Source organism: Paenibacillus plantarum (assembly GCF_013141695.1).
GTDB lineage: Bacteria > Bacillota > Bacilli > Paenibacillales > NBRC-103111 > Paenibacillus_E > Paenibacillus_E plantarum.
The window spans coordinates 41,940-54,532 of the sequence record NZ_WHNY01000004.1 but is presented as its reverse complement, the minus strand read 5'-3'; the positions used below and the strand labels follow the sequence as shown (position 1 = coordinate 54,532).

General features: G+C 48.1%; 8 protein-coding genes. All 8 read left to right on the top strand.

Annotated elements, in window-relative coordinates; translation table 11 throughout:
- Positions 1-28: 28 nt before the first annotated feature.
- The 8 genes from GC096_RS00185 (at position 29) to GC096_RS00150 (ending at position 12,574) form a co-directional block, all read left to right on the top strand.
- The gene (locus tag GC096_RS00185; protein WP_171628286.1) at positions 29-1,450 is read left to right on the top strand and encodes a sulfatase family protein; all 1,422 of its coding nucleotides are present in this window, start codon (positions 29-31) and stop codon (positions 1,448-1,450) included.
- Positions 1,451-1,744: 294 nt separating this feature from the next.
- Positions 1,745-3,547, top strand: a complete 1,803-nt coding sequence (locus GC096_RS00180; RefSeq protein ID WP_171628285.1) for a sensor histidine kinase — start codon at positions 1,745-1,747, stop codon at positions 3,545-3,547.
- Entirely contained in the window at positions 3,525-5,057 is a 1,533-nt protein-coding gene (locus GC096_RS38535; RefSeq protein ID WP_171628284.1) for a helix-turn-helix domain-containing protein, read from the top strand. Before GC096_RS00180 ends, GC096_RS38535 begins: the two co-directional genes overlap by 23 nt.
- Positions 5,058-5,201: 144 nt before the next feature.
- Positions 5,202-6,062: an ABC transporter permease gene (locus tag GC096_RS00170; protein ID WP_171628500.1), complete on the top strand. Its 861-nt coding sequence runs from the start codon at positions 5,202-5,204 to the stop codon at positions 6,060-6,062.
- Entirely contained in the window at positions 6,056-6,916 is an 861-nt protein-coding gene (locus GC096_RS00165; protein ID WP_171628283.1) for a carbohydrate ABC transporter permease, read from the top strand. Before GC096_RS00170 ends, GC096_RS00165 begins: the two co-directional genes overlap by 7 nt.
- 46 nt (positions 6,917-6,962) lie before the next feature.
- On the top strand, positions 6,963-8,525 hold the full coding sequence (locus GC096_RS00160; protein WP_171628282.1) for an extracellular solute-binding protein: 1,563 nt from the start codon (positions 6,963-6,965) through the stop codon (positions 8,523-8,525).
- Positions 8,526-8,545: 20 nt separating this feature from the next.
- Complete coding sequence (locus GC096_RS00155; protein ID WP_171628281.1) at positions 8,546-9,826, top strand: FAD-dependent oxidoreductase; 1,281 nt, start codon at positions 8,546-8,548, stop codon at positions 9,824-9,826.
- 174 nt (positions 9,827-10,000) lie between these two features.
- On the top strand, positions 10,001-12,574 hold the full coding sequence (locus tag GC096_RS00150; RefSeq protein WP_171628280.1) for a fibronectin type III domain-containing protein: 2,574 nt from the start codon (positions 10,001-10,003) through the stop codon (positions 12,572-12,574).
- Positions 12,575-12,593: the final 19 nt, after the last annotated feature.

The window sequence follows — 12,593 nt, the reverse complement described above, 5'->3', positions numbered from 1 at the left end:
AATGAAAGTTACAATGGAGGGGGACACAATGAATAATCTGAAGAATATCCTTATTATTGTCACTGACCAGCTTTCATGGCAGGCACTGCCTGTCTATGGCGGGATGGCAGAAACCCCGAATATAAACAGAATAATGAAGGAGGGAGGGATTGCATTCGACCGATGTTATACCACGGTACCGTTATGCATGCCCGCCCGAGCTTCTATCTGGAGCGGTGTGTATCCACACGAGACAGGTGTTCTATCCAATGAAGGAAAGAAAGCAATTCCTGCTGATCTCCCAACAATAGGAAGGGTGTTCAGTCAGGCGGGTTATGATACAGTTCATTTTGGAAAGACTCATGATGCTGGAGCGTTAAGAGGTTTTTATTGTGAAGAGGAAGGTTCATTAGAAGTTGAAGGCACACAGGCATGGCCTGTATCTGAGGATACGAAGCGTGATCGTTTTACGACGGAAAAATCTGTGGCCTATCTGCAATCGATCAGGGATTCTGAAAAACCCTTCTTTATAATTACAGATTTTGTAAACCCGCATGACATATGCTCCTGGACTGGAAAAAATAAGGGGCTTCATGTGGATGTGGACCCGGGCAGCCCGTTGCCGCCATTGCCACCGAATTTTGAGTTCGATGACATTGAGAACAGGCCCGATTCCGTCAAATATCTTTGTTGTTCACATACTCGTCAGGCTCAGGCATCGGAGTGGGAGAGTGAAAGCTTCAGATATTATCTGGCAGCTTACTATCACTATATTCAGCGGGTAGATGCAGAAATCGGTCTTGTTCTGGACGCGCTTGAGAAGTCAGGCAAGTATGAAGAGACGCTGATTCTTTTCATGTCAGATCATGGCGACAGCATGGCATGTCATGGCAAGGTCACGAAAGATGTGGATTTTTACGAAGAAACCAACCGTGTACCGTTGATATTCAATATTCCGAAATTTCGCAATCAGCCGTCACGTACGGAACATGTCTTGACAAGTCTGCTGGATCTGTTTCCGACACTTTGTTCCTATGCAGGGATTGAGCAGCCAATGACACTGCGTGGCGAAAACCTGATGCCCTTGATGATGGGACAAGGAAAGCTGGAACGTGAATATATCATTGGTCAGTGGTATTCGGAATGGGATTTCTCCATCAGTCCTGGCAGAATGGTCCGGACAGATGCCTATAAATATACGCATTATATTGGTGACGGTGAGGAATTGTTTGACCTTGCCAAGGACCCCTATGAAACGAAAAATGTAGCGAGGCATGCTGCATATGCCGAACAGTTGGCAGTTCATCGTAAACTTCTCGAAGATCATATTGTAAAGACAAAGGATAATTTTATGAACTTACACTGGCGGGAATTGAATGACGATTTACAGTGGAGAAGCCACGAGATTGGATACGGAAAGCATCGTGGACCATCCGTAAGTGAGGTTGGAAAAGGATTGGTCAAGCGTTAAAGAGAATGGTAATATCCCCTTTAAGTAAACACTCAATAAAAACCTTATGGTACCATAAGGAAACGAGTGCAACTTGGAGGGGATTTTTTTATCCACTGATTATCTTGGCGATCATGGATATGAGACGAAGACCCTCTGTTTGTTTCAGAGGGTCTTCGTTCATTTACAGATGAACCGATCGGATTACGTTAAATATGTTCAATTGGCAAGATAAAACTGTTCCTGTTCATGATAAATAAAGTGCTGTAACATAAAATGTATCATAGGCGGATTATGTCATTGTATGGGGAGGCTATGTTGAAAATGATGGGACTTCTTCGCAAGCTGCTGCCGCAAAAAATTAAATTCCGTTTGTTTTTCGGCTTTGTACTCGTGATTCTGATTCCTCTGTTTATTCTGCAGCTCTACTATTACCGGCAGACAGAGGATCTGATCGTAAACAAAATCAGCGAGCAATTCGGCGCGCAGCTGAACATTATGAAAACGGACTATAACGACACGGTGAAGGCTATGTTTCTGCACCTGGTTCAATTGGAAAAAGAACCTGCCGTTATGGAAGCGCTGCAAGCCGGCGGCAATGGTCCATCCAGTGATAACGGTAGGCAAATTCGCGAAGTACTTGAGAAAATGCGTAATCGCAATCTTTCTCAAGGCCGGTATTTGTATATATCGGTGGCAGACGTGACCGGCAGTCAATACGATTCCTTCGATGCTCCGCAAGGGGAAAGGTTGCCTGATTGGAGCATCCGGGCTATTCGCGATCTGGAAAACAGCAGCGAAAGCTATCGCTGGCTATCCGCAGACCGAAACGATTTGCCAGTGGGGCTTAGCGAGAGTGCCCACATGCTGACGCTAACGGGTTCGCTCAAGGAACGGGGGAAGCTTGTGGGTGTCGTCCGCATCCGTTTCGATTATGAGGCTTGGATGAAAGGAATTGCCAAAGATTTTCCAGTACAACAAAACTATTATTTGGCTGATGAAGCAGGCAAGTTGCTAGCTCAGACGGAGAAAATGAGCGGGATGAGCTCAGAAGTGGTCCATAAGCTGCTGCAAAGCCCCGATCAGGAACTGCTGTCTTATATTGATGAACGTTATTCTATGCTATATAACTCGATAGCTTTGACTCCGCAAAAATGGCAGATCATAGGTGAATTTCCGCTTCGCTTTTATTTCGGCGATCTGAAGCTGCTGGAAAGGCGCATGGTAATCACCTTTTTGTTGCTGACCGTTGCCTTTATTGGTCTTACGCTGTTTGTCTCATCCACCATCACAAGGCCACTTCATCAGCTCAAGAAAAAAATGGAGGACATGGTGAAAATGAGGTTGAAAACGTTTTTACCGGAGACGAATTACCGTGGTGAAATACTTGCGTTAGCACATTCTTTCAATCAAATGGTCACAGATACGAATGTACTGGTGCATCAGCTGAAACAGGAGGAACGACAGAAGGAAGCTGTACGGTTTCAAATGCTGCTGGCACAGATGAAGCCGCATTTTTTGCTGAACACGCTGAATACATTGAAATGGCACGCGATCGACAGGGAAGATCAGGTGACATCGGAAATATGCATACAACTAGGCAAACTGCTAGAAACGAGTCTTAATGCGGAAGTGGAGCTGATTCATCTGAAAGAAGAAATCGAGCTGATCAACGCGTATTTGTACATTCAAAACGTAAGGTTCGACCATCTGTTCGACTTTCGTTACGAATACGACGAGAAACTTCAATATGTGCTCGTTCCAAAGCTCAGCTTGCAACCTCTTGTAGAAAACGCAATCGTACACGGATTCGCGAGAATGAGCCGTGGGGGTTTAATCGTCGTTCGCATCTATGAGCAGCATGACTCACTTGTGGTGGAGGTGCAGGATAACGGCCAAGGCTTGCGGGAAGCGGAGCGGCTAAGACAGAAGCGGATGCGAAAAGGTATCGGATTAACAAATGTGAAGGAACGGCTGGAGCTCCTGTTCAAAAAGAATGCAGAGCTGCAACTGATGGAGCTGGAGGACGGGGCATTGGTACGGCTGCGATTTCCTCTGCTGATGTCGGTTCCATATAGCAAGGGAGGGGATCTTCATGTGGAAACTGATCATCGTTGAGGACGAGCCATTAGTGAGGAGAACGATCGTCGGCAGAATCAATTGGCGGGAGCACGGCTTCGAGCTCGTTGGAGAAGCGGGGAACGGCCAAGAGGCATTTGAGCTAATCCGGTCGTGCAGCCCTGATCTGGTTATAACGGATATCGTCATGCCTCTGATGGATGGAATCGAGTTGCTAAAGGAGACCCGTACGGGTGGATGGGACTGCCGGTTTCTGATGTTGACCTGTATGAACGAATTCGAATTTGCAAGGCAGGCTCTCGAATATGGCGCATCTGGGTATTTGCTCAAGCTTTCGATGGATGTGAAGTCGCTCGAAGCGGCACTGCATAAAATCAAGCGGGAGCTGGAGAGCCGAGCGGAAGTCCGCGAGCTGCAAGCGAAACAGAGCTTGTACCGGTACCGTGACTTGTATCGCTCGCTTTGGGATCGTTTTTACCTTAGAGACAATGGGCTTCCAGGCTTGGAAAATGAGATGGAGTCGCTACCTGCATTCTCTCCGCAGAACGTTTTCATGTGTGCTTTTTTGAACGATAACACGGATTTTTGCTTGGAGCAAGCACGTCGAATAGGTTTCCTTGGCTCGGATGTTATGAATGGACCGTACGAATGGTCATCGTTCACGCAGGACGGCATTACGACCGTCTTTTGCTGGAGCGACCGTACTTTGGCTTGGAAAGTGCCTGCATCTGACGAATCAGGAATTTTGTGCGCCGCAGTTTATGCCAAACCGTTCTCGGCCTCCAAGCTTGGCACAGTCTGGTTCGACGCGCTGCTCATGCTGGACAGGTGCTGGCATGACGGGCGAATAGGCTTCGTAAGCGTTGATGCCCGCTTTGGGCAATCCAGGCAACCCTTCTCAGCCTTATCATGGTCGCACGAGAGGGAGCTACTGCTCATCTTCGAACAGAGTAAAGTGGAAGCTTGCAAGACGATACTTGATTTGCTGTGGAACGAAATGAGGGAGCTGACGATACCGGTTACGTTTGTTAAAGAAACAACGGTAAGGCTGGACCACCTTTTTGCGCGGATTGTCAATCATCCTGGACTGCCTTCTGGAGAATTGACGGGAGTTGCTTCTTCCCAGCGGCTGAAAGAGCTGTTTTGGCAACGAATCGAAAGGTATTTGCAGCATAAAGCGGCATCTGAGGAAGATCTGACAGACCACGAAGAGATAAATAAAATCATCCGGTTTATCCGGCAAAATTACGATGAGAATATTACGCTCAAATCAATGGCTAGATATGTTGCGATGGAGGAGCATTATGTCAGTCGGTTGTTTAAATCAAAGGTGGGGGAAAATCTGATTAACTACGTACAGCACTATCGCGTCGAAAAGGCGAAGGTGTTTTTGGCCGAGTCCGATTTATCCGTCAGCGATGTAGGGTGCAATGTTGGTTTCAGCAATGACAACTATTTCATTAAAATATTCAAGCGTGTGACGGGAATAACGCCAAGCGTATATCGAAAACGAATGGAGTCACAGAATGAACCGCAGCATACAAGTTAAATCCGTTCTATGATGTAGGCAATTCCGTTCCTTATTCGCGCCTCCGCTACCTGTTACGATAAGTTCATAACATGAGGAGAGGAGGTTTGCCGATTGGAACATGCTTATTGGAGAAGGGTATGGAGCTTTAGGGCATTTTACCTGATGCTGTTGCCAGGAGTTGTCTATTACATCATTTACAAATATGTTCCAATTTACGGCTTGATCATTGCGTTCAAGGATTATGACATTCTCGAAGGTATTGTTAAAAGCCCTTGGGCTGACCCGTGGTACAAACATTTTCAAGAGTTTTATGAATCCCCTTATTTTTCGCAGCTGCTTGGCAATACGGTTCTAATCAGTGTATACAAGATCATCTTCGGGATGATTCCGCCAATTGCCCTTGCGATTTTACTGAATGAATGCCGGTATAAATGGTTGAAAAGCATCGTCCAAACGCTCAGCTACATGCCGCATTTTTTGTCCTGGGTCATCATTTACGGAATTTTGGTCGTCTTGTTATCCGAAAATTCAGGTATTGTGAACCGCTGGATCATGGAGGCAGGTGGCCAATCGATTCCATTCCTCAGTTCAACCGAATGGTTTCGGACCGTTCTGGTCGGTTCGGACATTTGGCAGAACATGGGTTGGGGGGCCATTATTTACTTGGCTGCGATGGCGGGAATTGATCCGACACTCTATGAAGCAGCTCGTGTAGATGGGGCGAGTCGAGTGAGAATGATTTGGCATATTACGCTGCCGGGCATCCGCAACGTTATTGTGCTGCTGCTAATTTTGCGTCTGGGACAGATGCTGGATGCAGGGTTCGATCAAATTTACATCATGTATAACGTACACGTTTATCCAGTAGCTGACATTTTGGATACTTGGGTATTCCGTACCGGTTTGGAACAATGGAACTTTAGCTTGGCTTCCGCTGTCGGACTGTTTAAATCGGTGATCGGCCTAGTGCTTGTGCTTGGCTCTAATCGGCTGGCAAGAAGATGGGGGGAGAGCATATGGTAAGGATGCCGGGGGAAAGAGTGTTTAATGGTATTGCCTACACGTTGCTTGTCCTAGTTGGATTGGCAGCTGTCTTGCCGCTTTTATACGTCGTTTCCGTGTCGCTGACGCCTTACGGAGAAGTGCTGAAGAATGGAGGCTATGTGCTTATACCGAAGCATGTGACCATAAGTGCTTACAGCAAATTGCTGGAGACGTCGAACATTTTCCGCTCTTTGCAGGTAACCGTTTTAATCACGGTAGTCGGCACCCTAATTAACCTCGTGTTGACTACACTTATGGCCTATCCGTTAAGCAGGAAGAACATGCCTTGGCGCAGCTTTTTCCTCGGTATGGTGGTCCTTACCATGCTGTTCGGTGGCGGGATCATTCCGACTTACTTGGTTGTGAAGGCAACGGGACTGATCGATTCGATATGGTCGATGATTCTGCCCAGTGCCATATGGAGCTTTAATGTGTTAATTATGAAAAGTTTTTTTGAAAACTTGCCGGAAGAGCTGCTCGAATCAGCGCGAATTGACGGGGCTAAGGAATTTCGCATTTTGAGGCAGATCGTTGTCCCGCTGTCGAAGCCGTCCTTGATCACGATCGGACTGTTTTATGCGGTTGGTCATTGGAATCAGTTTTTTGCCGCAATCATGTATGTGACGGACCGCAGATTGTATCCACTTCAAGTGGTTGTTCGTGAAATCTTGATGATGACGCAGCAGCCACTAGAAAGCGCCGAAAACATGGTACCGACGGTGACGATGCAAATGAGCGCTGTGGTGCTCGCGAGCTTGCCCATCATTATTGTATATCCGTTTTTGCAAAAACATTTTACAAAAGGAATGCTGCTCGGTTCTATTAAAGGTTGAAATAGGACGTATCCAACACAAAGACGAAGAAAGAAGGGGTTCGTGCATGAAAAAAACATGGAAACGAGTTACCGCAGTTTCGGCTGTATTGGCGCTGGGAGGCAGTTTGCTAGCGGGTTGCGCTACAGGAGACGCAGAGAAAAAACAGTCTTCCGCTAGTCCTGCGACATCGAATCAAGGCGAGAGTGCCAAACCCGCAGCTCCCGTAACATTGAACATTTCCTTGACAGGTACGGGGTTGCCTTTACCGGAGGCGGATGTGCTTAAGAAGGAGTTGGACGCTAAGCTCGGAACCAATCTGATGTTGACCGCGATTCAGACGGCTGAGGACTACAACAATCAGCTGAGGGTCCGCATGTCGGGCGGCAATTCCCCTGACTTGTTCCAAGTATCAAACATCGATATGAAGGAGTATGCAGATAAAGGGTTGTTGCTCGATTTAACGCCGTACCTCGATAAGGAGCTGAAGCCGGCAAAAACGTTCATCACGTCACTTGGCAGCGATCTACTAAAGAAATCGACGGTTAACGGTAAAATTTATGCAATTCCGCGTAATGGCGACTTGCCTTTCAACTCGTTCTGGATACGGAAAGATTGGTTGGATAAGCTGCAATTGAAAATGCCGACGACGATCGACGAGCTGTTGGAGGTCGCTAAAGCGTTTACGGAGAAAGATCCAGACGGCAACTCGAAGAAAGACACCTATGGGCTGACGGGACTTGAGTTCAATGCATTTGCTCCGGTGTTAGGTGCGTTCGGTGTTAGCGACATGTTCAGCTCTGGCGTCTTCTACGGCAAAGATGGCAAATTAATGAATGCCTTCAATGACCCCGCAATGCCGCAAGCACTTGCTTTCATTCAAAAGATGATAGATGCAAACGTGGTCGATCCTGAGTTTATGACCAATAAAGGCAGCAACGTGCAGCAAAAAGCGTTCCAAGGAAAAGCAGGTATTGTCAACATGGCATGGACCGACATTGCGAAGGACGAAATGGTCAACCAATACAAGACGGTAAATCCGAATGCCGAATGGGTTCAGCTCCCTGCTCCAAAAGGACCAGCAGGACAATTCGACGGTTCGTTCGATTTCGATAAACCCTCCCGGCTGATGGCTATTCCGAAGTCGCTTGAGAAAGATCCGGTCAAATTGAATAAAGTGTTCGAATATATCAATTATGTATCTTCGCAGGAAGGTAACAATCTGGTCATGTACGGCATCGAGGGTAAGCATTACAACCTGAAAGACGGTAAAGTATCGATGACTGAACTGCTAGCTAAGGAAGGGAATCACTTCTATATGTATCAACTAACGGGGCGTCCGAACGATCAATATTTAAGCACGAAGTTCCCTAATCAGAAATCGATTATTGAATTTGCTGCAAAAGCGCAGCGCATTCGGCTGTTTGACAGTTCTGTTGTGCCTCCTTCCGGGTTCAATAAAGCGGACGCGGATCGCTATGCAGCGGAAGAATTGGTCAAATTCGTGTATGGCAAACGTCCGATCTCAGAATATAGCGATTTTCTGAAAACGTTGGAGGGCACATTCAAGTATAAACTGTACACGGAAGCAGCAGAGAAGCAAATCAAGGAGCAAGGCTTAATTAAATAACCTGCAGAGGAGTTGAGAACATGCTGGAATTGGAATATGACGTCATCGTGACAGGGGGTGGTCCAGGCGGGATCGCCGCCGCCGTCTCCTCTGCCCGTCTTGGGGCGAAGACGCTTTTAATTGAAAGATACGGCTTTCTTGGCGGCGCTGGGACGGCTATGATGGTTAATCCATGGATGCCTTATTGGGCTAGTTCGGCGGACGGCAAAGAGGTACAAGTTATTTTTGGTGTACTGCAGGAACTGATTGAGGGAATGACGGAGCTCGGCATGTACGGACATCCGAAACAAAGGGCAGCTTTCGATCCGGAGGCGTTAAAGGTGGTTGCCGAACGATTATGTCTAGAAGCGGGAGTCGAGTTGCTGTACCACACCTTTCTGGGTGGCGTGCGGATGGATGAGGCAGGAAGCGGGATCCGTTCGGTCATTGTGGCGAACAAAGCGGGACTAACGGAGCTGCGTGCTCGCATATTCGTAGATTGCACAGGAGATGCTGATTTAGCAGGTTTTGCAGGAGCTGATGTGGAAAAAGGCCGCAGCGTAGATAGCTTGATGCAGCCGATGACACTCAATTTCCGTATGGCGAATGTCGACACTGATCGCATGCCCGATAAGTTGGAAATCACGCGCCGCTTCCTTGAAGCGAAAGCGCGCAAGGAAATTGATTGTCCGCGCGAGGATATGCTCTGGTTTTACGCGAACCAGCCGGGCGTTATTCATTTCAACACGACACGAATCATTCTGAAAGATGCGACTTGTCCGTGGCAGTTGACGGAAGCGGAAATCGAAGGCCGGCGTCAAGTACAAGAGCTCGTTGTATTTTTGCAAAGGCATGTCGAAGGGTTCGAACAAGCCTACTTGCAAACGACAGCTCCGCAAATCGGTGTACGCGAGTCGCGAAGGGTTGTCGGCGACTATATGCTGACCGCGGAGGAGCTATTGTCAGCGTGCAAATTCGACGATTGCATCGCGCGTGGCACGTATCCGGTGGACATTCACAATCCGAACGGCGAAGGCACGGTCATTCAACATTTGGAACCGGGGAAATGGTATGAAATTCCGTTCCGCTGTCTTGTTCCGAAAAAGATTGATAATTTGTTGGTGGGCGGCCGACCGATATCCGCCACGCACGAAGCGCATTCGGCCATACGTATTCAGCCGATTGCCATGGCGATCGGCCAGGCGGCGGGAGCTGCTGCCGCTCTCTGTGCACGGGGGAATATGGCGCCGAGAGAGATGAATATCCGAAGTGTGCAAGAGGCTTTGACAGGGCAGGGGGCGCAACTCGGACTGTCGGTGTAACAGATATAGACCAAACTGTAAGGCAAGGTGGTAGGCAAGAGAGAGACACAACTCGAGCGAAGAATAGCGTTGTTGGACGTTGGTACGCTGATGGCAGCGTACCACGCGTTCTCTCATTGGCTGTATGCTTCGTCCTAAAACAATGAAATATGAAACTAAGGAAGGTTGTGACTTATGAAAAAGAAAATCAGCACCATGCTTGTGGTCGTTATGATGGCGATAACCATCTTGCAATTATTCATATATGAAAGCGTTATCAATGCAGCTGCCAATGACAATTTATTTGCTTACAACAGCGGGTTCGAGCTGACACCTGATTATACCGGATGGGGGAAAGGCGCTGTATCTGGCGCTGGGGTCACGATTCAGGGCGGTGTGGTTAGAAGCGAGGCCAAAGCGGCAAAAATCGTGTTTGACGGCAGTGATAAGACGTTAGAGATCGACCGGTTTTCTGCTGTTGAAGGTGGCACAGCTTATTATTATGAGTTGTGGTTGAAGACGGATAATATCATAAGCAGCGGACATAAACCGCAAATTACGTTGATGGGCTATAACGGAAACACTTTTAAAAGAGTGATTCAGTCGACCGTTGAAACAAGTTCGAATCAGGACTGGACGAAATACGAGGGAACCATTGTGATGAACACGGACGAAAACAAAGTAAGACTATTGATCCGCAGAGCAGCGGGTGGCGGGGGCATCACAGGAACGTTATATGCAGACGATACTGTGCTAGCCAAAAAACCGGATTCGCTCGCTGTTACACCGAATTACCAGCAGTTTTCCATCGGCAGCAGCGCCGATTTAAGTATGCTGCCTGTATCAGCCCAATATGGTTCGGAATCGATCGAAGTTACGCCAGCCGTTAAGTGGTCGGTTAGCTCTGGAGCGGCTTATGTGCTTAACAACCGACTGTACTTTACTGGCAATTCGGGAAGTGGCACGGTTACTTTACTAGCGTCGTATATGGGCTTGACGGCAACCGCGACAATCGATTTCGTTCAGGACAATGAGCCGCCGACAGCACCGGAAAACTTGAGAGCGGAGCAGATCGGCATCTCCAAGGTGAAGCTCCTGTGGGACGCTGCGAGCGATAACATCATGGTTACCGGGTACGATGTGTATATGAATAATGCTTTGACCGCATCCGTTACTGGAACCGTGTATACACCAGAAGGGTTGACACCGAATTCGGCATATATGTTCAAAGTGATAGCGAGAGACGGGGCAGGTAATCTATCCGGACCGAGTCAGCCGTTGACGGTAACGACGAAGAGTGACGTTGCATCGGCAACAGCTTCGATCAATACGAACGATGTCGTCAAGGAGGCTAGCAAGCGCTTGCTCGGCTATAATCACGACTGGTATCAAAGCCAGATAGCCATCATGGAGGATAATCCGGCGAGTCTAAACATCAAAAGTGAATATACAGATCTGCTTCGCGATTTCGGCTTGCCGATGCCGCTGAACCGGATGGCGGGCAGCGACTCCCAAGTATTCCGATGGCAGCAGGCGGTCGGCGATCTTACACAAAGAACGCCGCAAAGCACCTGGGGTGAACCAGCCGCTGTCTACCGTTTTGGTCCTGCTGAGTGGCTTCACTCGGTACTGGAGGTCGACCCTAATGCCGAATTTGTCTGGAATTTCAACATGATGCTAGATACGCCAGAGGAGCATGCAGATAGCGTTGAATATTTGACTGGAGCCGGCGGTGGTGTCAATCCGAATGGCGGTATCGATTGGGCACAGCGGCGAATCGATGCTGGCATTGTCGCTCCGGTGAATGTAGCCGTATGGGAGCTTGGGAATGAGCTTGATTTTGCCAAATATAGCGCCAAGTTTGGTCCAGACGGAGTCGAAGCCTATATTGAGGCGTGCAGGGAGACGATCCTTGAAGTTCGTAATCTGATTCCAGATGCGAAGATTGCCGTACTAGCCAAAACGTCGCCGTGGAGCGACTATAACGATAACGTAGTTTGGCGTGAATGGCATCAAGCCATCCTGCAAGAGCTAGGCGACGATATCGATTATATGACGTTCCATCCGTATTATTTGGGTTACCCGATCAGCAAGATGGAGCAATATTTGGATGCGATTCGTGACGATATTGTGCAGATTACCGGCTCCGACCGAATCAAGGTGTTTCTTTCTGAGCATTCCGTATGGCCGGATACGTTGCCAGGAAAAACATGGAAGGAAAGCTGGTATCAGACACACGCGTTAAAAGGTGTTTTGGGAACGGCGCAATTTCTCAATCGGATGTTCCAACGCCCAGAAATTGCTTCTGCCACCTATCACTCGTTTAGTTCCGGTCCTTGGGGCTTGGTGTACAAATCACCAGATACTGGACAGCTTTATTTGACGGGTATGGCTGATCTGATGAAGCTGCTGAATGAAAGCCTTGGCAGTGAAGTGGTACACGTAACGCTGACAGGCGAGTCCACAGAAGTTGGGAATCAGTATGCCAGTCTTACGGTGAACGCAATGAAAACCGCTGCAGGGATCAACCTCGTTATTGTCAACCGCGAGCCGGAATTAAAGCGGCAAATTCACTTCAGCGGGTTGAACGGTTACGTGCCAGTCAAGGAAACCATATTGACCGCCGATTCGCTCGATTCGCATAATACGGGAACAAGTCAGGAAATCCAGGTCAATACGACTGAATTAACGGGGAATGCTCCGTTAGCCACATACCTGATGCCGGCAAAAAGTGTGGTCGTGCTCGCGTTGGATACGATTACGCCTTGAAGATATAAGATTAATATGT

What these genes read in the sequence shown, in the direction of transcription:
- GC096_RS00170 (WP_171628500.1), top strand. Translation starts at nt 5,202, where the DNA reads ATGCTGTTGCCAGGAGTTGTCTATTACATCATTTACAAATATGTTCCA.
- GC096_RS00150 (WP_171628280.1), top strand. Translation starts at nt 10,001, where the DNA reads ATGAAAAAGAAAATCAGCACCATGCTTGTGGTCGTTATGATGGCGATA.
- GC096_RS00180 (WP_171628285.1), top strand. Translation starts at nt 1,745, where the DNA reads ATGTTGAAAATGATGGGACTTCTTCGCAAGCTGCTGCCGCAAAAAATT.
- GC096_RS00165 (WP_171628283.1), top strand. Translation starts at nt 6,056, where the DNA reads ATGGTAAGGATGCCGGGGGAAAGAGTGTTTAATGGTATTGCCTACACG.
- GC096_RS00160 (WP_171628282.1), top strand. Translation starts at nt 6,963, where the DNA reads ATGAAAAAAACATGGAAACGAGTTACCGCAGTTTCGGCTGTATTGGCG.
- GC096_RS38535 (WP_171628284.1), top strand. Translation starts at nt 3,525, where the DNA reads ATGTGGAAACTGATCATCGTTGAGGACGAGCCATTAGTGAGGAGAACG.
- GC096_RS00155 (WP_171628281.1), top strand. Translation starts at nt 8,546, where the DNA reads ATGCTGGAATTGGAATATGACGTCATCGTGACAGGGGGTGGTCCAGGC.
- GC096_RS00185 (WP_171628286.1), top strand. Translation starts at nt 29, where the DNA reads ATGAATAATCTGAAGAATATCCTTATTATTGTCACTGACCAGCTTTCA.